28 protein-coding genes are annotated in these 22,941 nt (G+C 70.0%); 15 read left to right on the top strand and 13 right to left on the bottom strand.

What is annotated here, in order from left to right:
* Positions 1-21 precede the first annotated feature (21 nt).
* The 3 genes from QZX79_RS11530 (at position 22) to QZX79_RS11520 (ending at position 2,148) form a co-directional block, all read left to right on the top strand.
* Positions 22-279 carry a glutaredoxin family protein gene (locus tag QZX79_RS11530; protein ID WP_294568420.1) on the top strand — a complete coding sequence of 86 codons (258 nt, stop codon included), beginning with the start codon at positions 22-24 and terminating at the stop codon, positions 277-279.
* Positions 280-506: 227 nt separating this feature from the next.
* Positions 507-1,286 (top strand): maleylpyruvate isomerase family mycothiol-dependent enzyme, encoded by a 780-nt coding sequence (locus QZX79_RS11525; protein ID WP_294568419.1) that lies wholly within the window; start codon positions 507-509, stop codon positions 1,284-1,286.
* 148 nt (positions 1,287-1,434) lie between these two features.
* Positions 1,435-2,148, top strand: coding sequence for a redox-sensing transcriptional repressor Rex (locus tag QZX79_RS11520; protein WP_120167772.1), 714 nt, complete (start codon positions 1,435-1,437; stop codon positions 2,146-2,148).
* Positions 2,149-2,158: 10 nt separating this feature from the next.
* Here the strand turns inward: QZX79_RS11520 and QZX79_RS11515 are convergent, their stop codons facing one another.
* Complete coding sequence (locus QZX79_RS11515; RefSeq protein ID WP_294568418.1) at positions 2,159-2,881, bottom strand: hypothetical protein; 723 nt, start codon at positions 2,879-2,881, stop codon at positions 2,159-2,161.
* Between the two features lie 239 nt (positions 2,882-3,120).
* Complete coding sequence (locus QZX79_RS11510; protein WP_120167776.1) at positions 3,121-3,672, bottom strand: YceI family protein; 552 nt, start codon at positions 3,670-3,672, stop codon at positions 3,121-3,123.
* Positions 3,673-3,848: 176 nt separating this feature from the next.
* On the opposite strand from QZX79_RS11510, the gene QZX79_RS11505 reads away from it, so the two are divergent.
* From QZX79_RS11505 to ccsB, 5 genes are read left to right on the top strand one after another with little or no spacing between them, the layout of a single operon-like run.
* Positions 3,849-4,517, top strand: coding sequence for a histidine phosphatase family protein (locus tag QZX79_RS11505; RefSeq protein WP_294568417.1), 669 nt, complete (start codon positions 3,849-3,851; stop codon positions 4,515-4,517).
* Between the two features lie 60 nt (positions 4,518-4,577).
* Positions 4,578-5,177 (top strand): TlpA disulfide reductase family protein, encoded by a 600-nt coding sequence (locus QZX79_RS11500; protein ID WP_294568430.1) that lies wholly within the window; start codon positions 4,578-4,580, stop codon positions 5,175-5,177.
* A 6-nt stretch (positions 5,178-5,183) separates the two neighbouring features.
* Positions 5,184-5,981, top strand: coding sequence for a cytochrome c biogenesis CcdA family protein (locus QZX79_RS11495; protein WP_246199722.1), 798 nt, complete (start codon positions 5,184-5,186; stop codon positions 5,979-5,981).
* Between the two features lie 48 nt (positions 5,982-6,029).
* Positions 6,030-7,745, top strand: a complete 1,716-nt coding sequence (locus tag QZX79_RS11490) for a cytochrome c biogenesis protein ResB (protein WP_294568416.1) — start codon at positions 6,030-6,032, stop codon at positions 7,743-7,745.
* A complete protein-coding gene (ccsB, locus tag QZX79_RS11485) occupies positions 7,742-8,764 on the top strand; it encodes a c-type cytochrome biogenesis protein CcsB (protein ID WP_294568415.1) in 1,023 nt (340 codons plus the stop codon). Before QZX79_RS11490 ends, ccsB begins: the two co-directional genes overlap by 4 nt.
* A 133-nt stretch (positions 8,765-8,897) precedes the next feature.
* Here ccsB and QZX79_RS11480 read toward each other — a convergent pair whose 3' ends face one another.
* Entirely contained in the window at positions 8,898-9,419 is a 522-nt protein-coding gene (locus QZX79_RS11480) for a PLD nuclease N-terminal domain-containing protein (protein WP_294568414.1), read from the bottom strand.
* Between the two features lie 30 nt (positions 9,420-9,449).
* Between QZX79_RS11480 and QZX79_RS11475 the strand changes: the two genes are divergently transcribed.
* Positions 9,450-9,749 (top strand): DUF4229 domain-containing protein, encoded by a 300-nt coding sequence (locus QZX79_RS11475; RefSeq protein ID WP_294568413.1) that lies wholly within the window; start codon positions 9,450-9,452, stop codon positions 9,747-9,749.
* Between the two features lie 18 nt (positions 9,750-9,767).
* Here the strand turns inward: QZX79_RS11475 and QZX79_RS11470 are convergent, their stop codons facing one another.
* From QZX79_RS11470 to QZX79_RS11445, 6 genes are all read right to left on the bottom strand, one after another.
* On the bottom strand, positions 9,768-10,652 hold the full coding sequence (locus QZX79_RS11470; protein ID WP_294568412.1) for a 1,4-dihydroxy-2-naphthoate polyprenyltransferase: 885 nt from the start codon (positions 10,650-10,652) through the stop codon (positions 9,768-9,770).
* A gap of 66 nt (positions 10,653-10,718) precedes the next feature.
* Positions 10,719-11,855 (bottom strand): AMP-binding protein, encoded by a 1,137-nt coding sequence (locus tag QZX79_RS11465; RefSeq protein WP_294568411.1) that lies wholly within the window; start codon positions 11,853-11,855, stop codon positions 10,719-10,721.
* A gap of 7 nt (positions 11,856-11,862) precedes the next feature.
* Positions 11,863-12,816: a 1,4-dihydroxy-2-naphthoyl-CoA synthase gene (locus tag QZX79_RS11460; protein WP_294568410.1), complete on the bottom strand. Its 954-nt coding sequence runs from the start codon at positions 12,814-12,816 to the stop codon at positions 11,863-11,865.
* Between the two features lie 46 nt (positions 12,817-12,862).
* The gene (locus QZX79_RS11455) at positions 12,863-13,300 is read right to left on the bottom strand and encodes a VOC family protein (protein WP_294568409.1); all 438 of its coding nucleotides are present in this window, start codon (positions 13,298-13,300) and stop codon (positions 12,863-12,865) included.
* 222 nt (positions 13,301-13,522) lie between these two features.
* Positions 13,523-13,786, bottom strand: coding sequence for a DUF4190 domain-containing protein (locus QZX79_RS11450; protein ID WP_294568408.1), 264 nt, complete (start codon positions 13,784-13,786; stop codon positions 13,523-13,525).
* Between the two features lie 134 nt (positions 13,787-13,920).
* Positions 13,921-14,817: an aminoglycoside phosphotransferase family protein gene (locus tag QZX79_RS11445; protein ID WP_294568407.1), complete on the bottom strand. Its 897-nt coding sequence runs from the start codon at positions 14,815-14,817 to the stop codon at positions 13,921-13,923.
* A 155-nt stretch (positions 14,818-14,972) separates the two neighbouring features.
* Between QZX79_RS11445 and QZX79_RS11440 the strand changes: the two genes are divergently transcribed.
* Positions 14,973-15,539 carry a dihydrofolate reductase family protein gene (locus tag QZX79_RS11440; protein ID WP_294568406.1) on the top strand — a complete coding sequence of 189 codons (567 nt, stop codon included), beginning with the start codon at positions 14,973-14,975 and terminating at the stop codon, positions 15,537-15,539.
* 9 nt (positions 15,540-15,548) lie between these two features.
* Positions 15,549-16,187: a class I SAM-dependent methyltransferase gene (locus QZX79_RS11435; protein ID WP_294568405.1), complete on the top strand. Its 639-nt coding sequence runs from the start codon at positions 15,549-15,551 to the stop codon at positions 16,185-16,187.
* Positions 16,188-16,223: 36 nt separating this feature from the next.
* Here QZX79_RS11435 and QZX79_RS11430 read toward each other — a convergent pair whose 3' ends face one another.
* Positions 16,224-16,940, bottom strand: a complete 717-nt coding sequence (locus QZX79_RS11430; RefSeq protein ID WP_294568404.1) for a hemerythrin domain-containing protein — start codon at positions 16,938-16,940, stop codon at positions 16,224-16,226.
* A gap of 39 nt (positions 16,941-16,979) precedes the next feature.
* Complete coding sequence (locus QZX79_RS11425; protein WP_294568403.1) at positions 16,980-17,843, bottom strand: succinate dehydrogenase iron-sulfur subunit; 864 nt, start codon at positions 17,841-17,843, stop codon at positions 16,980-16,982.
* 295 nt (positions 17,844-18,138) lie between these two features.
* Here QZX79_RS11425 and QZX79_RS11420 point away from each other — a divergent pair, with 295 nt between their 5' ends.
* The 4 genes from QZX79_RS11420 to QZX79_RS11405 are packed head-to-tail and all read left to right on the top strand — an operon-like array spanning position 18,139 to position 21,743.
* Entirely contained in the window at positions 18,139-19,347 is a 1,209-nt protein-coding gene (locus QZX79_RS11420) for an acetyl-CoA C-acyltransferase (RefSeq protein ID WP_294568402.1), read from the top strand.
* Entirely contained in the window at positions 19,347-20,129 is a 783-nt protein-coding gene (locus tag QZX79_RS11415; protein WP_294568401.1) for an enoyl-CoA hydratase/isomerase family protein, read from the top strand. The genes QZX79_RS11420 and QZX79_RS11415 overlap by 1 nt, the downstream gene beginning before the upstream one ends.
* Positions 20,126-20,977, top strand: a complete 852-nt coding sequence (locus QZX79_RS11410) for a 3-hydroxyacyl-CoA dehydrogenase family protein (protein WP_294568400.1) — start codon at positions 20,126-20,128, stop codon at positions 20,975-20,977. The genes QZX79_RS11415 and QZX79_RS11410 overlap by 4 nt, the downstream gene beginning before the upstream one ends.
* Positions 20,978-21,008: 31 nt before the next feature.
* On the top strand, positions 21,009-21,743 hold the full coding sequence (locus QZX79_RS11405; RefSeq protein WP_294568399.1) for a tyrosine-protein phosphatase: 735 nt from the start codon (positions 21,009-21,011) through the stop codon (positions 21,741-21,743).
* A 38-nt stretch (positions 21,744-21,781) separates the two neighbouring features.
* On the opposite strand, the gene QZX79_RS11400 is transcribed toward QZX79_RS11405, so the two are convergent.
* Entirely contained in the window at positions 21,782-22,699 is a 918-nt protein-coding gene (locus tag QZX79_RS11400; protein WP_294568398.1) for an SGNH/GDSL hydrolase family protein, read from the bottom strand.
* 32 nt (positions 22,700-22,731) lie between these two features.
* A partial coding sequence (locus QZX79_RS11395) for a hypothetical protein (protein WP_294568397.1) occupies positions 22,732-22,941 on the bottom strand: 210 nt, incomplete at its 5' end.

The raw sequence follows: 22,941 nt of genomic DNA, 5'->3' as shown, positions 1-22,941 counted from the left end.
CGCGGCGGGTAGGTTGAAGAGATGAAGACCCAGCCCGAAGGCCCGCCCGACGTCGTGCTCGTGACGAAACCGCAGTGCCACCTCTGCGAGGACGCGCGCGCCGTGGTGGAAAGGGTCACCGCCTCGCTGGGTCTGCGCTGGCGGGAACAATCGGTCACGGACGCGCCCGAACTGCTGGAGAGGTTCGCCGAGGAACTGCCCGTGCTGATGATCGACGGCGTCCAGCGCGACTTTTGGACGATCGACGAAGAGCGGCTGCGGCGCCTGCTGCGGCCCTGAACCAGTCCGATCTGCGGTCATCGGGCCCGCGCCGGTGCTCCCGGACTCGAGGCGGCGGAGGGGCTCCCGCCGACCTTCCGTGGCGGCGGAAACCCCTGCCGTATGGCGGGGCAGGGCCTGTCGCACCGGGACCGGCGGTCCTACGCTTAAGGTGCAGCGATCAGGCTTCGGCGCAACCGAGCCCCGGAGCCCACCGGACCCGACGGAAGCGAAGGCAGGGATGCGCCATGACCGAGGATCGCCCTTCCCTCCGGGTGGCTGAAATCGCCCGGATCGGGCACCACGAGGCCATGCGGCTGGCAGCAGAGGAAAATCAGCGGTTCTCCACTCTCCTGCAGCAGCTCAGCGCCGGAGACTGGGATCGGGGGACCGACTGCGCCCGCTGGACGGTGCGGGATGTGGCCGTGCATGTCGTTGCCTCCGCCGAGGCACAGGCCTCACCCCGTGAGTTCCTGCGCCAGGCGGTGCGGGGGCGCAGGCTCACCGCGCAGATCGGCGGCCAGCATTGGGTGGACGGACTCAATGAGGCCCAGCTTCAGGCTCGACGTGACCTCGGCGCCCGGGACATCCCCGCGCGGTGGGTGAGCGCGGCCGGGGCCGCGCTCAGGTCCCGCAGGCGGCTGCCCGGGGCCGTTCGCAGGCTTCGGCTGCTGCCCCTGGGCAGCATGGCCGGCGTCGACTTCGGCTGGCAGCCGCTGAGCTATCTTTTCGACATCGGGTTCACCCGCGACGTCTGGATGCACCGCATCGACATCTCCCGGGCGACCGGCCGGCCGCTCAACCCGACCCGGGAACACGACGGGCGCATTGTCGAAGACATCATCGCGGAGTGGGCGACCCTCCACACCGACCCGTTCCACCTCCGACTCACCGGTCCGGCCGGCGGTACCTTCGTCCGGGACGACGACGGGAGCGCACCCCTGGAGATCGATGCCATCGACTGCTGCCGGATCCTCTCCGGCCGGGGGACGCCCGCGGGAGTGCTCGAGCACCCGCTTCCGCTCTGAGGTCCGGGCCCACCGCGGCGACGCCCGCACTTGGTGGGCCCGGCCGCTGCGGCATAGAGTTGAAGGGATTTCGAGTCGGGGCTTTGGGGGCAGCGGCCGGAACGGGCGCCGCTTCGGTGGGCCACCTGATGCAACGGAGCAGATTACAGTGACGACGCCAGAGACGCCAGAGCTTCATTCGGTGAGCGCCGATGGTGGGCGCCGCATTCCGCCGGCCTCCCTGACCCGCCTCACGATCTACCTGAGGGCGCTGAACTCGCTCCTGGCCGAGGGGATCGAACGGGTCTCCTCGGAGGTCCTCGCGGACGCGGCCGGAGTCAATTCGCCGATCCTGCGCAAGGATCTTTCCTACCTCGGTTCCTACGGCACCCGGGGCGTCGGCTACGACGTGCAGTACCTGAACCGCCAGATCTCCACCGCGCTGGGTCTCACCCTCGACTGGCGGGTGGCCATCATCGGAGTCGGCAACCTGGGTCGGGCGCTGGCGGGCTATTCCGGGTTTGCTTCCCGCGGGTTCGAGATCGTCGCGCTGGTCGACGCGGACAGGATGGTTGTCGGATCGGAGGTCGGCTGGCTGCGGGTGAGCGCCGTCGACGACCTTGAGACGGTCCTCGAACGGACCCGGGCGAACATGGCGGTCCTCGCGGTGCCGGCGCCGGTCGCCCAACAGCTGTGCGACCGCCTGGTGGCCAGCGGGATCACCAGCATCCTCAGCTTCGCCCCCGTGGTGCTCCAGGTCCCTCCGCACGTCCAGCTGCGGAAGGTCGACATGTCAACGGAGCTCCAGATTCTTGCCTACCACGCCCAGCGGGCGCAGGACGCGGTCATCGAGTCGATCACCGACGCCCGCTCGGCGCAGTAGGCGGCGGCTTTCAGTAGCGCGGAGCGGCGGGCTTGAAGTACTCGCCCGCGGGCTTCAGGTAGCACAGGACGACGCCGGCGACGACGAGGATCAGCACGAGGGTCGACAGGAGCCCGACCGGGGCGCCGCCTGCGAGGCCGAAGAGGAACCCGAGGACGGACAGGGCGGCCAGGACGGTCAGCGTGATCCGCGCCCAGTTCTTTCCCTTGCGGATCATGAACGCGAGCAGGACGTAGAGGGCGGCGAACAGGAGCCCCACGACGACCCCGATGGTTGTGGCGATCCCGCTGATGGACTCGGGGGAAACCCCCGACCCTTCGAACTGCTCACGCTGTTGCGGGGTCAGGCTGGCCAGGGGATCGAGCGAGCTGACGATCGTGCTGATGAGCCCGAGGACGGCCGCCGCGAGAATGAGCCAGAAGGCCAGAACGACCCGCTGGGGTGCGGGTCCCTTGGCGGTGGCGGGCATCGAGGCCGAGCCCGGGTAAGCGTAGCCGGAGGGCTGGGCCGACTGGTAGCCGTACGGCTGCTGCCCGTAACCCTGCTGCCCGGGGGAGGCCGGGGAATTCGAACCGTAGGACTGCGGAGCGTTCTGCCCGTAAGCGGGCGGGGGGTTCTGCCCGGGGGACGGCGTCGGGTTCTGCCCGTACCGCGGCTGGCCCTCGTTTTGGCCGTACCGGGGCGCGTCCGGGTTCTGCGGGGTGGAGTTGGGGTTCTCGTCAGGTGTGCTCATTGCCGCATCCGTTCGTCAGGCGTGCAGGGTAGGACGAGCCGGCACCTGCCGTTTCGCGGCCTGCCGGATCTTGCGTTCACCCTACCGCGCCGGCCGGCAGAGTCGAGGTTTTGATCCGGCGCGCCCGGCACCGTTCCGGCCGCGTGGCTCACGGGGCCAAACGCGGTGCGCCGCCGGCGTTCCCGAGGGCCCGCCGGCGGCGCAGTGTCAACCGGGTGGATGGGCCCGGTCGGAGTGAATCAGTTGGCCGAAGGCGCCACGAAGGCGGCGTCAACCGAGATGGTGACCTTGTCGCCGACAAGCACGCCGCCGGCTTCGAGGGCGGCGTTCCAGGTCAGGCCGAAGTCCTTGCGGGAGATCGTGGTCTGGCCCGAGATGCCTGCGCGGGTGGCGCCGAAAGGATCGACAGCGACGCCGTTGAACTCGGCGTCAAGGACCACAGGCTGGGTGATCCCGCGGATCGTGAGATCGCCGGCGATCTTGTAGGTTTCACCCTTCGTCTCAACGGAGGTGGAGGTGAAGGTCATCTCCGGGAAAACCTCGGCGTCGAAGAAGTCGGCGCTGCGCACGTGGGCGTCGCGGTTTTCGTCACCGGACTGGAAGGACACGGTCTTGATGGTGGCGGTGACCTTTGAGTCCTCGAGCGAGGAACCGACGACCATGGTGGCGTCGACGTCTGCGAAGCTGCCGCGGACCTTGCTGATGCCCGCGTGGCGGACGGTGAAGCCGATCTCGCTGTGCGAAGGGTCGAAGGACCAGGTGCCGTGGGTGAGGCCTGTGGGGATGCTCATGAATGTTTCTCCTTGATGGAAGCGGAAGGCTTGTAACTATGTAAACATGTTTTTGCATGTTTTATTCCCCGGGGGGTGGTCCGGCTCCGGGGCGCCCTCCGAGAATCCGGACCCTGCCGCGCCGAAACGGGCTGTCCGGATTTAGTCCGGTGGCGGAACTCTGAGAAACTAGGCAGATGCCCCTTGCAACCGTCCACCTGGTGCGCCACGGTGAGGTCCACAACCCCAAGGGCGTCCTCTACGGCCGCCTCCCCGAGTTCCACCTGTCCGAACTGGGACGCCGGATGGCGGACCAGATGGCCGCCCACTTCGAAAAGCGGCGCAGCGATGGGGCGAACATCGTCTACCTCGCGGCCTCCCCGCTGGTCCGGGCCCAGGAGACGGCACAGCCGCTCGGCACGGCCCTGGACCTGCCCGTGCACACCGAGGAGCGCATCCTTGAGGCCGAAAACCGGTTCGAGGGGATGTCGAGGGTGAAGAGCAGGCTGCGGAATCCCCGGTACTGGCCCCTGCTGGCCAACCCCTTCCGCCCCTCCTGGGGGGAGCCGTACTCCCGACAGGTCGAGCGCGTGATGGCCGCCGTGCAGTTCGCCCGTACCCGTGCCCTGGAACTGGGCGGCGCGGACGGCCCGGTCGAGGCGGTCCTGGTCAGCCACCAGCTGCCCATCTGGGTGACGCGGCTGGCGGCCGAGCACCGCCGCCTCTGGCATGATCCCCGGCAGCGCGAGTGCACCCTGACCTCGGTCACCTCGCTCGACTTCTCCGGCAGCGACATTACCCGCGTCCGGTACGAAGAGCCCTGCGCCGACCTGCTGCCCGGAGCGGCGAACATTCCGGGAGCATAGTAGAATTACTACACGCTGTAGAAATATTTGAAAGAAGCCGTGAAGCCTCCGATTCCCGCCCTGGCCTGCCGCCCGTGGTCCGCGTTCCGCGCCGCCGCGGTCCTCGGCGTCTCCGTTTCGCTCGGCCTCGCCGGCTGCGCGGCGGATGATCCGCTGGCCCAGGAGGCCGCCGCCGGGGACAACAAGAACTACATCGCCGGGGACGGTTCGGTCACCGAGTACGCAGCCTCCGACCGGGGGAAACCCGTCGACCTCTCCGGGACGCTTTTTGACGGCACCCAGGTGGCGAGCTCCGACTGGGCCGGCAAGGTGACCGTGCTCAACTTCTGGTACGCCGCCTGCGCCCCGTGCCGCAAGGAGGCCCCTGACCTCGTGGCCCTCTCGGATGAATTCGGGCCGCAGGGAGCGCAGTTCTACGGAGTCAACATCCGCGACGAGCGGGCGACCGCGGAGGCCTTCGAGCGGAACTTCGAGATCCCCTATCCCAGCTTCAACGACAAGGACGGCGGCGTCCTGCTGGCGATGACAAGCTATGTTCCCCCGCAGGCGGTGCCCACCACCCTGGTCCTGGACAAGGAGGGCCGGGTGTCGGCGCGGATCCTGGGACTGGCCGAAAAGAGCACGCTCAAGGCCCTCGTCCGCGATGCGCTCGGGGAGTAAGGCACAATGACCCCGGCACTGGCCGCAACCGTGGGGCCCGCCCTGGCCGCCGGCAACGCCTTTGCCGACGCCGTGCTGAGCGGGTCGATGCTCCTCGCCCTCCCCGTCGCCCTGCTGGCCGGGCTCGTCTCCTTCGCCTCGCCCTGCGTGCTGCCCCTCGTGCCCGGCTACCTGGGCTACGTCACCGGCCTCACCGGCGTGGACCTCGAGCAGCAGAAACGCGGCCGCATGTTCGCCGGCATCGCCCTGTTCGTCCTCGGCTTCTCCGCGGTCTTCATGGCCTACGGCACGCTGTTCGGCCAGCTCGGGGCCTGGCTGCGCGTCTCCCAGGACTGGCTGATCCAGCTGCTGGGCATCGTGGTCATCCTGCTCGGAATCGTCTTCCTTGGCGGCTTTGCCCTGTTCCAGCGGGAAAGCAGGCTCCACGCCCGCGTCCCTGCCGGCCTGTGGGGTGCGCCCCTGCTGGGAATGACCTTCGGACTGGGATGGGCCCCATGCATCGGCCCCACCCTCGGCGCGGTCCAGCTCCTCGCCATCTCCGGTGACGACGCGAGCGCGCTCAGGGGCGCCGTCCTCACCTTCGTCTACTGCCTGGGCCTGGGCTTGCCCTTCCTCTTCATCGCCCTGGGCATCCGGCGGGGAATGGGCGCGCTGCGGTTCTTCCGGCGCAACCGGCTGATCCTGCAGCGCTCCGGCGGCGGCCTGCTCATCCTTGTGGGAGGGTTGATGGTCACCGGTATCTGGAACAGCTGGATCACCAGCATCCAGGACCTGCTGGTCAGCAATGTGGTCCTTCCCATCTAATCCGTACGCAGCACGACGCAGAAAAGCGATCCCCACGAGAAGCAGGTCATGGTGAATAAGGACACGGCACGTACCAAGGGCACCCAGCCCGACGCCGCCCTGCCCGCGCTCGGATTCACCGGAACCCTGCGGTGGGCATGGAAGCAGCTCACGAGCATGCGCATAGCGTTGTTCCTGCTGCTGCTCCTTGCCGTGGCCGCCGTTCCCGGATCGCTCTTCCCCCAGCGGTCGGCGAATCCGGCCGTCGTCACCACCTACCTCCAGGACCACCCGGACAGCGGCCCGATCCTCGACTGGTTCCAGCTGTTCGACGTGTATTCCTCGGTGTGGTTCTCCTCCATCTACCTGCTGCTGTTCATCTCCCTGATCGGCTGCGTGACCCCGCGCGCCATCGCCCACGCCAGGGCGGTCCGGGCCAAGCCGCCGGCCACCCCGCGCCGGCTCTCGCGCATGCCGGTCTACGGCACCCTGGAGATCCCCGCTGCGCGGGCGTCCGGTGCGGCCATCACCCCGGCCTCCGCGGTGGCCGACGCCGCCGCGCTGTTGAAGAAGCGCGGCTACCGTGTGGACGTGCGCGACGCGGACGGCGATCGACCGTCGGTGGCGGCCGAGCGCGGCTTCAGCAAGGAGCTCGGCAACCTCGTCTTCCACAGCTCCCTGATCGGGGTGCTGGTCAGCGTCGCCGTAGGGGGCCTGTTCGGTTACAACGGCCAGAAGGTGATCGTCGAGGGGGACACCTTCGTGAACACCCTGGTCGGTTACGACGCCTTCACCCCCGGCACGAATTTCTCCGATGACCAGCTCGAGCCCTACTCCATCCGCCTCGACGCCTTCGACGTGCAGTTCGACCGGGCCCAGGAGAGCCACTACGGCCAGCCCCTCGACTTCACCGCGAGCCTGACCACCCAGGACGGGCCCGACGCCGAGCCCAAGAAGCAGACCCTCAAGGTCAATGCCCCCGTCGACATCGGCGGCACGAGCGTGTACCTGGTCGGCAACGGCTATGCCCCCGTGATTACCGTCCGCGACGGCGAGGGCAATATCGCCGTGCAGGGACCGGTGGTCACCATCCCCTCCGACGGGCTCTACACCTCACTCGCAGTGATCAAGGCCCCGGATGCCCGCCCTGAACAGCTCGGCTTCGTCGGATTCTTCCTCCCGACCGCCTTCGTCGATGAAAAGGGCGTCTCCTTCTCCCGCGACCCCGACCCGTTCAACCCCCAGCTCAACCTCAACTCCTACGCCGGGGACCTCGGCCTCGACGGCGGGGAACCGAAGAACGTTTACGTCCTGGACACCGACAACCTGACGGAACTGAACAGCCGCAACAGCGACAACGGCGGCATTGTGCTGGGCCTGGGCGAGACCTACGACCTGCCCGAGGGGAAGGGGTCCATCACCTTCGACGGGCTGAAGCGCTACATCGCCGTGGACATCCACCACGACCCGGCCCAGGTCGGGGCGCTGGTCTTTTCGGTCCTCGCCCTCGCGGGCCTGAGCGCCTCACTGTTCATCGGCCGGCGGCGGGCCTGGGTGCGGACCGGGGAGCACCCGGACGGGCGGGTCCTCGTTGAGTACGGGCTGCTGGCCCGCGGCGAGGATCCGAGGCTCCCTGCCGAGGGCGCCGCGGTGGAGAAGCTGCTGACCAGCCACTGGCTGGCGCACCCGGACAAAGCAGGGGAAAATCAATTGCAGCCCGCCGGGGCTCCCGCCGCCGGAACGGGCGCCGGGACCGACGGCGACAACGGTAAGGACAACGAATGAAAAGCGTTAATACCGAACTGGGCGCCACCAGCGAGCTCTTCATGCTCCTGGCCTCCATCGCCTATGTGGTGGCGCTGATCTTCTTCGTGCTCGACCTGGTGAAGTCAAGCCGCACCATCGGTGCCGTCGAGGCCCGCCTGGCCGCCGGCCAGGTGCCGGCGCAGGCCAAGGTCCTCGCCGGTGCCCGCGGCGGCGCCTCCGCGGCCGCACCTGCCGGCCCGGCCACGGCCGACACCTCGATGGACTACAGCGCCGGCCCCCGCCGGTCCTCGGCCCGGATCGCCGTGGCCCTGACCGTGGTCGCCACCGTCATCCACGGCGCCGCGGTCCTCACCCGCGGCATCGCCGCGGGCCGGGTGCCCTGGGGCAACATGTACGAGTTCTGCACCACCGGTGCGCTCGTCGTCTCCCTGATCTTCCTGATCACCCTGACCCGCAAGGACCTGCGCTTCGTCGGATCCTTCGTTATCGGGCTCGTCGTGATCATGCTGTGCGCGGCGACGGTCGGCTTCGCCACCCCGGTCGCCAACCTGATCCCCGCGCTGCAGAGCTACTGGCTCATCGTCCACGTCTCCATCGCCGTCGCCTCCTCGGCCCTGTTCACCCTCACCTTCGCCATGTCGGTGCTGCAGCTGATCCAGTCCTCCCGCGAGGCCCGCATCGCGGCCGGCGGGCCGGACAAGGCCGGCTTCATGCGGCTCGTGCCGCCGGCCCTCAGCCTGGAGAACCTCTCCTACCGCCTCAACGCGATCGCCTTCGTCGGCTGGACCTTCACCCTCATCGCCGGGGCCATCTGGGCCGAGGCGGCCTGGGGCCGGTACTGGGGCTGGGACACCAAGGAGGTCTGGACCTTCGTCATCTGGACCGTGTACGCCGGCTACCTGCACGCCCGCGCCACCAAGGGATGGACCGGAACCCGAGCGGCCTGGCTCTCGATCGTCGGGTACCTGTGCATCGTCTTCAACTTCACCATCGTGAACATCTACTTCTCGGGGCTTCACAGCTACTCCGGCGTCTAGGCCGCGCAAGGCCCAGGCGCTACCGCAACAAAAAGCCGCACCCACCCCCTCGTTGACCACGAGGGTGCGGGTGCGGCTTTTCTCTGCGTCGTACGGGACTGCGGCCGGAGATGCGGGCCAGGAAGTAGGTGGGCTACGGGTTGTTGGGCCGGTGCGCGCCCGTGCTGCCCGTCTCGTCGGCGTCGTCGTCGGGATCGGCGGCCGGAGCGGGATCCGTGCCGTTGGCGGGGGCGCCGCCTGCGGGGGCGCCGCCGGCGGGAGGGCCCGCTGCGGGCGAGGTGGTTCCGCCGCCCTTCGCGCCGCCGTTCGATTGGGCTTCGCGGGCCTTGCGCTCCTCTTCCTTACGCTTCAGTTCCTGCTCGCGGGCCTGCTGCCGGCGTCGAGACTCAAGGTTCTGCAGGAACTGGGGATCGTCATCGGGCGCGGTCGGCTGCCGCGGGGCCGGGCGGGGAGGACGGGTGCCCCGCGTCCGCCGCGGCCTGCCGAACAGGAACCACAGGCCCGCTCCGATGAGGGGCACCACCAGGATCGTGATCAGCCAGGCGGGTTTCGAGATACTGCGTACCTCGTTGGATCGGGTCATGGCGCACTCGATCAGCGCGTAGACGATGACGGCGACTCCAAGGAGCACCAGGAACAGCAACAGGCGGGGCATACCCCAATTGTAGGCGAGTAAACTTGAAGGGTGCCCTTCCTCAAATTCACCGCTCTGCGCCTGCTCCTCGTCGTCGTCTTCTTTGTGATCTGCGTGGTTCTCGGGCTCGGTGCGGTGCTCTCCGCCGTCGTTGCCGCCATCCTCGCCTGGTGCGTGACCTACCTGTTCTTCCGCCCGCTGCGCGACGCCGCCGGCGCTTCACTGCAGCGGCGGTTCAAGGAGGGCGCCCCGCGGGCGAGCAACTTCATGGAGAAGGACGACGCCGCCGCGGAGGACTCCATCGACCCCAACGCACCGGTGAACGCAGACCGCAGGCCGCGCGACCTCTGACCCGAGGTCTCCTCGCTCCTAGGCCAGGACCTCGGTGAGCACGATGCCGAGTCCGAACAGCAGGCTGAAGCCGAGGTTGATCAGGCTCGTCTGCTTGAGCACCGGGATGAGGCTGCGCCGTTTCTTGCCCTTGAGCATCAGCCAGCTGGGCATCAGGCCGGCCGGAACCAGCAGGAGCACCAGCAGCACCCACGGGTGGTTGTCGATGAGGAACAGCGGCAGCAGGAGGGCCGCGGCCAGCATCATCACGTAGCTGACCCGGGCCGTGCTGTCGCCTAAACGCACCGCCAGGGTGCGCTTGCCGGCCTCCCGGTCGGTCGGGATGTCGCGGACATTGTTTGCCATCAGCAGCGCCATGGCGATCAGGCCGGTGCTGATGGCACCCACCCAGGCCGGTGCGCTCAGCTGACCGGCCTGCGTGTAGGTGGTGCCGAGGGTCGCGACGAGGCCGAAGAAGACGAAGACGAAGACGTCGCCGAGGCCCAGGTACCCGTAGGGGTTCTTGCCTCCGGTGTAGCCCCAGGCCGCCGCGATGCAGCCGACGCCCACCAGCAGGAGGAACCAGGCCTGCGACAGGACGATCAGGGCAGCGCCCGCCACCATGGCCAGCGCGAAGCAGGCGAACGCCGCGTGCTTGACGTCACGGGCCCGGGCAGCGCCGGAGCCGGTGAGCCGCAGCGGGCCCACCCGGACGTCGTCGGTGCCGCGGATGCCGTCGGAGTAGTCGTTGGCGTAGTTGACGCCCACCTGCAGCAGCACCGCCACGACCGCGGCGAGCACGGCGTTGAGCGGCCGGAACGCGCCGAGCCCGAACGCGGCGGCACTGCCGGCGATCACCGGCGCCAGGGCCATGGGCAGGGTGCGGGGGCGGGCTCCTTCAAGCCACTGAGCGGCAGTCGCCACGGTGTGTTCCTTCACTGGTTGTGCTGGCGGGCCGGTGGCCCGAAACGGTTGGCGCGGTGTCCGGCGCTAGGAGTCCCGCTGTTCGAGCAGCGCCCGGACGGACTGCCGGTCCGGCTTGCCCCCCGGCAGCAGCGGCATCGCCTCGAGGGCCAGGACGGTCTTGGGGGCGGCGTGGGCTCCGAGTTCCTCGGCGACGTGCCGGCGCACCACCTCGGCCTCAACGGTGCCGACCACCGCGGCGGCCACCGAGGTGCCCCACTCGGAACTCGTGATGCCCAGGACCAGGGCCTGGTTCACCCCGGAGATCCCTTCGATGACCTCCGCGACGACGGCCGCGGAAACCTTGAGGCCGCCGGTCACGATGACGTCGTCCAGGCGCCCGTGCACCTCGACGGTGCCGCCGGCGGTGACCGCTCCGGCGTCGTCGGTCCGGAACCAGCGCCGGCCCGAGTTGAAGACGAACCGTTCACCTGTCAGCTCCGGGTCGCCCAGGTAGCCCTCGGCCAGCACCGGGCCGCTGATCCACAGCCGGCCGCCGTCCTCACGGACCTCCACGCCGTCAAGGGGCCGCCCGTCGTAGACGCATCCGCCCGAGGTCTCGCTCATCCCGTACGTCTCCACAATGTTCAGGCCGTGCCGGCGGGCCTCGCCGCGCAGGCCGGATCCGAGCGGGGCGCCGCCCAGCAGGATCGCGTTGAACCGCTTGAGCGCCTTCAGGGTCTGCGGCGTGGGGTCCTGGAGGAGCCGGTGAAGCTGGGTCGGCACGAGGGAAGTGAACCGGACGCGGTCGGTCAGTTCGCCCGCCGCGGAGGTGAACGCGTCCGCCGTGAAGGCCGCGGCGGGATCCATCGCCCAGGGCTCCGTCCCGGCGTACAGGGACCGGACGAGCACCTGGAAGCCCGCGACGTGATGCACGGGCAGGGTCAGCAGCCACTGGCCCTCCGCGCCCAGCGCGATCGCCGTCGCCATCGAGGACGCGGCGAGGGCATCGACGCTCAGCATGGTCTTCTTCGGCGCCCCGGTGGAACCGGAGGTGCTGAGCACGGCGGCGATCTCGTCATTGGGCAGCTCCCCGGTGAACTGCTGGCCGAGGGCGGCGTGCGGGGCGACGGCCGGTCCCTCGCCGGCGAGGGAGGCCGCCAGGGGCTTCAGCAGTGCCTTCGGGTCGAACGCGGGAGGGGTGTAGATCGGCAGGAGTTCCATGCGCGTCCTAGAAGTAGTAGGGGAAGGCGGACCAGTCCGGGTCGCGTTTGGCGAGGAAGGCCTCCTTGCCCTCCACCGCCTCATCGGTCATGTAGGCCAGGCGGGTTGCCTCGCCGGCGAAGACCTGCTGGCCGACCAGGCCGTCATCGGCGAGGTTGAAGGCGAACTTCAGCATCCGGATGGCCTGGGGGCTCTGCCGGGCGATGTCGGCGGCGTACTCCAATGCCGTGCGCTCCAGATCGGCGTGGTCGACGGCTTCATTGACCGCGCCCATGGCCACCATGTCCTCGGCCGAGTACTCCCGGGCCAGGAAGAAAATCTCCCGGGCCTTCTTCTGCCCGATCTGGCGTGCGAGCAGGGCCGAACCGTAGCCGGCGTCGAAGCTGCCCACGTCGGCGTCGGTCTGCTTGAAGCGGGCGTGCTCACGGGAGGCGAGGGTCAGGTCGGCCACCACATGCAGGCTGTGGCCGCCGCCGGCCGCCCAGCCGTTGACGACGGCGATGACGACCTTGGGCATGGTCCGGATGAGCCGCTGCACCTCGAGGATGTGGAGCCGGCCGGCACGCGCCGGGTCAATGCTTTCCTTCGTTTCGCCTTCCGCGTACCGGTACCCGTCGCGGCCGCGGATGCGCTGGTCGCCGCCGGAACAGAACGAATGGCCGCCGTCCTTGGGGGAGGGGCCGTTGCCGGTGAGCAGCACCGTGGCGACGTCAGGGCTCATGCGGGCGTGGTCGAGGGCGCGGTACAACTCGTCGACGGTCCCGGGGCGGAAGGCGTTGCGGACCTCGGGGCGGTTGAAGGCGATGCGCACGGCGGGCAGGTCCCTGAGCACGCTGCCGTCGGCGCTCCGCTGGACCTGGCGGTGGTAGGTCAGGTCGGTCAGCTCGTCGAACCCCGAGACGGTGCGCCACTGCTGCGGGTCGAAGGTATCGGAGACCTGGACGGGAAGATCGGATGTCACCAACCGAGTCTAACGGCGCGCAACCGCCCGGGCATGCCGCGGGGGCTCAGGAGATGCAGAACTCGTTGCCCTCCGGATCGGTCATGGTGTACCAGACGAGGGGCCCCTGGCTTGCCTCGTAGAGGAACCGGGCGCCGCGGGCCACCAGGGCCCCGCGCGCGTTGTCCTTGTCCGTTCCGGTCAGGTGGATGTCCAGGTGCACCCGGTTCTTGACGCTTTTCGGCTCGGGCACGGGTTGGAAGACCAGGCGCATCCGGTCTTTGCGCTCCAGGTCACCGGCCCTGCAGACCGCCGCCCCGCCGGTCCACACGCGGGCGCCGTTGTGGGAAGTGACGTCGGACTCCTTCGCGTATCCGGCCGCCAGCATTTTGTCGATGAAGCCCTCGTCGACCGGTTCGACGATCCAGCCCAGGGTTTCGGCCCACCAGTCCGCCTGGGAATGGGGGTCAGCGCAGTCGATTGAAATCTGAATATTGTGTTCCATGCCGACACGGTAACGCCGGCTCCGGGGCCGGCGGAAGGAAACCGCGGACAGCCCGCGTCCTCAATCGGGCGGCGGAATTCCTTCCCGCCCACGGCGGGGAATTGCGGACGGTCCGCAGGATTCTCGTGCGGATCACCGTGCGGACTGCGGCAGGCGCCACAAAAATGCCCGCCGCCCCCACAGGGGTCGACGGGCATTTCCGGTCGACTGGCGTCGGCGGAATCACCTCATCGTGGAGATATAGAAAATGGTCCCGACGACCGACAGCACGGCGGCGATCCAACCGAGCACCATGCCCGCGGTGGCCTTGGTTCCCAGGCGTTCCGCCTTCTTCGCCTGCACGATGGCCAGCGGGCCGAGGACGATCCCCAGGACGAAGAGGCCGATGATGCCAAGGATCAGCGAGGTCCTCGCCGCTTTCTCGCCCTCGTTGGATTGTGCCGGATTGGTTACTGCAAAATTCTGCTCGGACTGGTGCTGAGACATTGTTCCCCCATCATTGTGCGGATCAGCCGGTGGTCGGCGCTCAGCCATTTTTGCATTAAAAGCGGAAACATTGGGAAAAACTGCCCGGATGGCCCTGCCCGGGAATGCGGGCCCAATTCCTGCGGAGGGCATTTTCAGTCCGCTGGGAATATCGCCTCTGCCGCCCGGAGAAAGCGGCGCCCGGCAGCGACGTCTCCGAGCAGCATCAGGTAGAGCCCGCTGGAGACCCGCTCGATGAAGCCCCATTCCCAGATATCCCGCGCGTCGATTCCGGTGCGGTCCGACAGCCGGCGGCAGTAAGCCCGGGCGACGCCCGGTGCGCCGCTGCCCTGCAGGTCCGCGCACCAGTCGCGGAGGACCACGCCCAGATCGTAGGCGGGATCCTCGAGGAAGCCGTCGGGGTCCACGAAGACGAATCCGGACTCCGCGCCGGGCCGCGGCTCACCGACCCGCAGGGCATTTCCGGGATGGGGGTCGCCGTGGACCACCACGCAGGGGCGCCGGCCGGAGGCCTCCGCGCGTCGCTCGGCGAACCGCAGCGCCGTGTCCACCACCGCTTCGGGGCAGGGGCGGTCGAACCGGATCCACAGTTCCTCGATCAGGGCCCCCAGCTGGCGCGCCTTGCGCCCCGGCGCCCCGACGTGCAGCGCCGGCCACGGCTCGACCTGCCAGGCGGACTGCAGCGTCCTGCACAGGATGTCCAGGGCCGCACCGGGGGAGGGTGGCCGGCTTTCCAGCGAACCACCGAGGCGTTCAAGGAGGACGGCGTTCCGCTCCGGGCTGTGCAGGTACACCCGGCAGTAGCCCTCGCCCCGCGCACGGACGAGGGTCTCGACCTGGTTGACGAGATCCGGGTCGGGAATGCTCAGTTTGAGGACCGCGTCGCGGCCGTCCGCCATGCGCGCCGCCGCGACGTAGGACGCTGTTCCACCGGGCAGCGGCGAGCCGACCGTGATCGCCCAGTCGCGCTCAATCCCGCCGATGAGGCCCTCAAGCTCATCAAGCCACCTGCGGCCGGCACTGCCGAGCACTGCCGCCCTTGCCGCCACGTGAGGCGCTACGTTCCGCACGAATCCGGTTTACCATCCGGCACCGGCGGACGCATCCGGAGACGCCCCTCGCCAGGGCCGGCAGGAGACCGTAGAGTCCTGGATGGCTGCATCCGGTGTCCGACCTCGGAGGGATCATGGCGCGTCTGGTTTTTACGGGGATCACCTCCCTTGACGGGTATGTCGCCGACGAGGCGGGCTCCTTCGACTGGAGTGTCCCCGACGAGGAGGTACACGCGTTCATCAACGACCTCCAGCGGGCTGTGGGCACCCACCTGTACGGTCGGCGGCTCTATGAGGTGATGCTCGCTTGGGAGACCCTGGAGACGGCAGGCCACCCGGCCGCCATCGCCGACTTCGCTGACATCTGGCGGGGCGCCGACAAGATCGTCTACTCGAGGACGCTGCCGGCCGTAGCCAGCGCCCGCACCCGGCTGGAGCGCACCTTCGACGCGGCGTCCGTGGGGCGCCTCAAGGCCGCGGCGTCCCGGGACCTGGCCGTGGGCGGACCGGGCCTTGCAGCCGGGGCGATCAGCGGGGGGCTCGTTGACGAGATCCACCAATTCATCTCCCCGGTCGTCGTGGGCGGCGGCACGCGGTTCCTGCCCGGCGGGGTGCGCCTTGACCTCGAACTGCTCGACGAACGACGGTTCCGCAACGGGGTCGTGTTCCTGCGCTACGGCGTCCGAGGCTCCACCGGCTAGCCTCGGTCCATGGAACCCGATGTCCTCGCCACCCGCGCCGCCTACGATCTCGTGGCGGACCGGTATGCCGACCTCCTGCGCTTTGAGCTCGACGGGCTTCCCCTCGAGCGCGCGCTGCTGGGCGCGTTCGCGGAACTGGCCCGGTCCAACGGCGCCGGACCGCTGGTCGACGTCGGGTGCGGCCCCGGCCGGATCACCGCCCATCTTGCCTCGCTGGGCGCCCCGGTGCGGGGGATCGACCTGTCGCCGCGCATGGTCGCCGCCGCGCGCCGGGACCACCCGTCGCTCGCGTTCGAGGTGGGGTCCATGGAGCGGCTGGACCTGGCCGACCGGTCCGCGGCAGGAGTTCTGGCCTGGTATTCGCTCATCCACATCCCGCCTCCGAGGGTGGAGGCGGTCCTTGCCGAATTCGCCCGAGTCCTGGTGCCGAACGGCCCTCTGCTCCTCGCCTTCCAGACCGGGAACGAGAAGCGGCGGATCACCGAGGCCTACGGCAGCCGGGTCAGCCTCGACGCGTACCGGCTGGATCCGGCGGTCCTCACCGGGCTGCTTTCGCGGCACGGGTTCGCGCTGATTTCCTCAACCCTGCGGGAGCCGCAGGAGGGCGAGAAAACAGCCCAGGCTTTCCTCCTTGCCGGCAGGCGCTGACCGGGCGGCGGAGACGCCCCGTGCGGGCTCCGCTTGTCACCGGCGGGCGGTGGAGGTCGAGGGATCCTCGCCGCGCGTGAACAGGGGCAGCCGTTCGACGGCGCGGGCGGCCCCCCGCAGGGCGCTGCTTGCCCTGTGGAGCGCGGGGGCGGGCGGCTGGGGCCCGTGCAGGAGGGCGAGGTCGACGGCGTCCCGCAGCCGGTCGAGCACCGACAGCGGGACTGCGGCAAGGGCGTTGCCCGGCGGCCGGCGGGCCACGACCGGATGCGCCCGGGTCGGAGCGGTCCGGCGGACGACTTCCCAGGCGACCCCGAGCAGCCGGAGCCTGCGCACTCCCACCCGCTCCTGCAGGCGGGGAAAGAGCGTGTCCTCCTCGTCCCGGACATCCTCACGGAGCACCTCGACCAGCCGGTTCAGGAGGGGCCCGCGCTCCGGGTCCCCATCCTCAAGTGATTCGAGCCGGGTGACCAGTTCGTTGACCTCCTGATGCTCCTGCTCCACTTCAAGCGTCAGGTCCCCGCCGTCCGGAAGAACCCGCCGCATCACGGGCCACAGTACGGCCTCCTCGGCGAAGGCATGGGGGAAGACCAGCCGGTAGATGCGGCGGAGCACCTCACCCTGCTGCCGGCCGTGGGTACCCTCCAGTTCCTGCAGGAGGGCATTGAGCTTCTCGTGGTCCCGCTTCTGACGGGCCAGGACGCTGAGGGGCCCACCCAGCTGGGCGGTGCTCTGTTCGGCTACCGATACGTGCATCAGGACTTCCTTGGTTGGATTTTCCGGCGGGAGACAGGTTCAGACATTCCGGCTGATCACAGCCCGTTTCACTTCCTGGATGGCCTGGGTGATCTTGATGCCCCGGGGACACGCCTCCGAACAGTTGAAGATCGTGCGGCAACGCCAGACGCCCTGGGCGTCGTTGAGCACCTCGAGGCGCATGTCTCCGCCGTCGTCGCGGGAGTCGAAGATGAAGCGGTGTGCATTGACGATCGCGGCGGGCCCGAAGTACTGGCCGTCGGTCCAAAAGACTGGGCAGGACGAGGTGCAGGCAGCGCAGAGAATGCACTTGGTGGTGTCGTCGAAGCGTTCGCGGTCCTCCGGGGACTGCAGGCGTTCCCGGGCCGGTGCGTGGCCGCGGGTGATCAGGAAGGGCATGATCTCGCGGTAGGACTGGAAGAACGGTTCCATGTCCACGATCAGGTCCTTCTCAACGGGCAGGCCCTGGAGGGGCTCAACAGTCACCGGCTCGTCGGGATTGAGGTCCTTCAGGAGGGCCTTGCAGGCGAGACGGTTGCGCCCGTTGATCCGCATCGCGTCCGAGCCGCACACGCCGTGGGCGCAGGAGCGCCGGAAGACGAGCGTGCCGTCATGCTCCCACTTAATCGTGTGGAGGGCATCGAGGACCCGGTCGGTGCCCAGCATGGTCAGGGGGAAGTCCTCCCAGTACGCCTCGTCGGTGACCTCGGGCTGGTACCGGCGGACGCGCAGGGTGACCTTCAGCCGGGGAATCTCCCCGGCGGTCTTCGCCCGGGAGAAGTCGACCTTCGAAGGCGGCTCCGGCAGGTCGTACTCCTGCCCGCCGGAAGGGGCCCGGGGTGGTGTGGTGGCCGGGGCGCCGGCCTGGGCGAGTGGCCCGTGGGCCGTCGATCCGTGGCTCATCGTGTCCTCCAGGGTTGGAAGATTGCGGCGCCGTCTGCTCGACTAGGACCAGCGTAGGAAGCGTCGGGTTCCGCCTACAAGGAAAAAACCGGGGGTGGCAGGGGTGGCCATCCCGCCCCGGGGATGCTTCGGCTCTCTGCCGGCGTCTCCGGCGTCCCCGTGGAGTGGGGCGCGTCGGTTGACCGGGGAAAACCGCCGTGCAATTCTTGATACAGCTTTACAGAACGAGCGGTCGGTAATTCCGGATCCGCCCAGCCGTGCACCGGCCACCCGGCCCTGCGACATGGAGGCAGTCATGACCGAAGCATTTCTCGTGGGCGGAGTGCGCACTCCGGTCGGCCGGTACGGCGGAGCGCTTTCCCCGGTCCGGCCGGACGACCTGGCGGCGCTGGTCCTCCGCGAGGTGGTCGGGCGGACAGGCATGGACCCCGGCGGCATCGACGAAGTGATCCTGGGCAACGCCAACGGCGCCGGCGAAGAGAACCGCAACGTCGCCCGGATGGCCGCGCTCCTTGCCGGTTTCCCGGACACCACGCCCGGCATCACGGTGAACCGGCTCTGCGCCTCCGGGCTTTCGGCAATCATCCAGGCCTCACAGATGATCAAGTCGGGGGCGGCCGACGTCGTCGTCGCCGGCGGCGTCGAGTCGATGAGCCGCGCGCCCTGGGTGATGGAGAAGCCGGCCAAGGCCTACGCCCGGCCGGGGGCCGTGTTCGACACCTCCATCGGGTGGCGGTTCACCAACCCGGAGTTTGCCGCCATGGACAAGGTGACCTACTCCATGCCGGAAACGGCGGAGGAGCTGGCCGAGCTCGACGGGATCACCCGCGACGACGCCGACGCCTTCGCGCTGCGCTCCCACCAGCGTGCGGTGGCGGCCACGGAGGCCGGACGGTTCGACGCGGAGCTGGTCTCGGTCCAGGTCAACGAGGGCAAACGGTCCTACAACTTCGACGCCGACGAGGGCCCCCGGGCCGACACCAGCCTCGAAGCGCTCGCCGGGCTCCGCCCCGTGGTCAAGAAGGGCGGGGTGGTCACCGCCGGCAACTCAAGTGCCCTCAACGACGGGGCCTCCGCCGTGATCGTCGCCTCCGAGGCCGCGCTTGAGAGGTTCTCCCTCACCCCGCGGGCCCGGATCCTCGACGGCGCTTCGGCCGGGGTGCCCCCGCACATCATGGGCATCGGCCCGGTCCCGGCCACCCGGAAGGTCCTCGAACGCACCGGCCTCTCCATCGGCGACCTCGGCGCCGTCGAGCTGAACGAGGCCTTCGCCACGCAGGCCCTCGCCTGTATCCGCCGGCTCAAGCTCGACGAGGACATCGTCAACCGCGACGGCGGGGCGATCGCCCTCGGACACCCGCTGGGATCCTCCGGGGCGCGGATCGCCATCACCCTGATGGGCCGGATGGAGCGCGAGCTCGGCCCGGGGGAGCGGCGGCTCGGCCTGGCCACCATGTGCGTCGGCGTGGGCCAGGGCACCGCGATGCTCATCGAGGCGGTGTGATGGAGTCCTTCGAAGCGCTGATTGTCGAGGAAGGCCCCGACCGGCTGCTCGTGCGGCTCAACCGGCCCGCCGTACGCAACGCGATCGACCGCCGCATGGTCGAGGAGCTGCACCAGCTGTGCTCGGGCCTTGAGGCGCACCCACGGGTGCTGATCCTGACCGGGACTGCGGGTGTCTTCGCCTCGGGAGCCGACATCGGCGAACTCCGGGAGCGCCGCCGCGACGACGCGCTCGCCGGCATCAACTCCACGCTGTTCACCCGGATCGCCCGCCTGCCAATGCCGGTGATTGCCGCCCTCGACGGGTACGCCCTCGGCGGCGGCGCCGAGCTGGCCTATGCCGCCGACTTCCGCATCGGCACCCCCGCCCTGAAGATTGGCAACCCGGAGACCGGGCTGGGGATCCTCGCCGCGGCCGGGGCGAGCTGGCGCCTTCGGGAGCTGGTCGGGGAGCCCCTCGCCAAGGAGATCCTGCTGGCCGGGCGCATCCTGGACGCCTCCGAGGCGCTCGCCGCACGCCTCATCACCGAGATCCACGAACCGGACGCGCTGCTTGAGGGTGCGCATGCGCTCGCCGACCGCATCGCCCGCCAGGACCCGCTTGCCGTCCGCCTCACCAAGAGCGTCTTCTCGGCACCGGCGGAGGCGCACCCGCTGATCGACCAGTTGGCCCAGGGCATCCTGTTTGAGTCGGAGGCGAAGTTCGAGCGGATGCAGCGCTTCCTTGACCGCAGGAACGGTTCCCAGCCGGCTCCCACAGCGGCCGAGGGCGGCGGGCGATGAGCGTCCCGGCCCGGGTCGGGGTGCTCGGCGGAGGGCGGATGGGCGCTGGTATCGCCCACGCGTTCGTCGTCGCCGGGGCCGACGTCGTCGTCGTGGAGCGTGACGATCCCGCTGCGCTCGCCGCCCATGGGCGGGTGTCCGGGGCCCTGCACAAGAGCGTGGAGCGCGGATCGACGACGGAGCCGCTGCAGGCGATGCTCGACCGGGTCCGGATCTCCACCGACTACGCCGCGTTCGCGGGCTGCTCGCTCGTGGTCGAGGCCGTCCCGGAGGATGCCGGCCTGAAGGAGGCGGCACTTGCCGCCGTAGAGGAGCACCTCGCCGACGGCGCCTGGCTCGCGACGAACACCTCCTCGCTGTCGGTCGCCGGGCTGGCCCGGGTGCTGAAGCGGCCCTCGGAGTTCTGCGGCCTCCACTTCTTCAACCCGGTGCCGGCCTCCACGCTGATCGAGGTGGTGCTCGGCCCCGACACCTCGGAGGCCACCGCTGCGGCCGCCCGCGGCTGGGTCGAGGCCCTGGGGAAGACCCCGGTGGTGGTGCGCGACGCCCCCGGTTTCGCCAGTTCCCGGCTCGGGGTGGCTCTCGCCCTTGAGGCGATGCGCATGGTGGAGGAGGGAGTCGCCTCCCCGGAGGACATCGACACCGCCATGGTCCTCGGCTACAAACACCCGGTGGGTCCCCTGCGCACCACCGACATCGTGGGCCTCGACGTGCGGCTCGGCATCGCCGAATACCTCGAATCCACGCTGGGCGAGCGGTTCTCCCCGCCGCAGATCCTGAGGGACAAGGTGGCCCGGGGGGAGCTTGGCCGGAAGTCGGGCCGGGGTTTCTTCGAGTGGAACGTCTGACCCCGCGGCGCCCTTCGGAGATCCCCGGGACATGACCGCGCTGGGGAGTGTCCCGAGCAGGGACGTCGGGTGGGAGGGCGCCGTGAACGCGCGCGACCTCGGCGGCGTGGCCGGCCGGGTCCTCCCCGGCCGGATCTACCGGATGGGACGCCGGGAATGGCTGACCGACCGCGGCTGGCAGCAGGCCTGGGACGACGGCGTGCGCACGGTCATCGACCTCCGGAACCCCGGCGAGGTGGGCCGCCGCACCTCCGACCCCGTCCTGGACGGCACGGCGGCCGGGCGGTTCCTCGTCCGCAACCTGCCGACCGAGGACTCCTCCGACGCGGGGTTCCGGGCCCTGTGCGGGCCGTACCTGAACACTCCGCTTCACTACCGGGACAACCTGGAGCGGTGGCCCGGGAAATTCGCCGCGGTGGCCCGGGCCGTCGTCGCGGCACCGGCCGGGGGTGTGATCGTCCACTGCGCGGCCGGGCGCGACCGCACCGGCATGGTGACCTCCCTGCTGCTCGCCGCGTGCGGGGTGCCGGCCGGGGACATCGCCGACGACTACGAGGTGGCCGTGCGGACCATGAACGAGCGCTACCTGACCCAGGCGGCACCGCGGGAGAACCCCCGGAGCGCCGAGGAACTGTCGGCCTGGCTGCTCCAGGCCCGGTCGCATCTGCTGGCGCTGCTTTCGACGCTCGACGCCGGGGCGTACCTCCGGGAGGCAGGCCTCAGCCCCGGTGAGCTCACCGCGCTGAGGGCGCGGCTAACCGTCTGAGCCGCGGTGGCCGCCGGTCCGGCCGCTGCCGGGGCTGCCTACCGTGCGGGCCGCTCCCGCTGCAGGGCGGCAAGGTCAGCGCCGTCCCGCACGGCCGGGAGGTAGCCGGAGCGGTAGCCCTCGGCGTTGGGATGGAGGCCGTCCGGTTCGCCGGCACCGGTGATCCACGGTTCGGGTGCCCCCAGCCCGTGCGATCTGAAGCCTTCGGTCGTCGGGACCCACAGGAAGCCGTGAGCAGCGGCGGCCTCCTCGAGGACGGCGTTGAGTGAGTCGGTTCCGGCGTTGAAGGCCTCCTGCGCCGGAAGGCTCAGGGCCTCCGCCGCGCCGAATTCGGGGGAGAACAGGTGGGGGTAGCCCGTCACGATGACCGCCGCCTCCGGGGCCGCCCGCCGGAGCTGCCCGTAGAGGGCGTCGAGGTCCCGGGCGAGGGCGGGCAGGACGAGCGCCGTCGTCTCCTCGACCAGGCGGCGGCATGATTCGATGGGTGCGGCCGCGCAGGTTCCCGCCACCTGGCCGAATCCGGCGTCGTTGCCTCCGGCCGACACGGTGACAAGATCGGTCTGCGGCCCGAGCGAGCCCTCCTCCACCAGCTGGGAGACCTGCCCGGGGACGCTGGACGGCGCGGCGCCCGGGGCGGCGACGGCTCCGGCGCAGGTGCCGTCCGCGGCGAGGTCGACCCTATCCTCGGCGTCCAGCAGCCCGGGCAGGCCCAGCGGGGAGCGCCGGCATTCCCCGGAGTAGGAGCCGGCGCCGAGGCCCGAAGCGTAGGAATCACCGAGGGCGACGTAGGACAGGGGCTCCGGCGGTGAGGGCGGCGCCGGAGCTGCCGGGGAACAGGCCGACAGCGACGCGGCCAGGAATGCTGTGAGCAATGCCGCCGGCAGAACCCCTCGGCGGTCCGCCGGCGTCCGTGCCGGCCGGAGGCGCCGCGCTGCGAAGGTGCGGCGTGTGGTCATGTCTTCCACGCTATCAAGGCCGGGAGGGGTGCTCAGCCGTTCTCCGCCGCCGCGTTCCGGCGGGCCGCCCGCAGCCCCGCGAAGGCGACGGCGCCGGACCCGAGGGCCGCGGCGATTCCGGGGGCGCGGTAGCGGGGCAGGGTGCGCACCGCGGTCCCGGCGAGGCCCCATGCCACGGCCGCGGGATAGGCCGCGGAAACCGGGAGCCGCCGGGTGACGGCGGCGGAGGCACCGGCCAGGGA

This window comes from uncultured Arthrobacter sp. (assembly GCF_902805515.1).
In the GTDB taxonomy this organism is placed as follows: Bacteria; Actinomycetota; Actinomycetes; order Actinomycetales; family Micrococcaceae; genus Arthrobacter_D.
The sequence above is the reverse complement of the archived record's forward strand: the minus strand, read 5'-3'. Positions and strand labels throughout refer to the sequence as shown.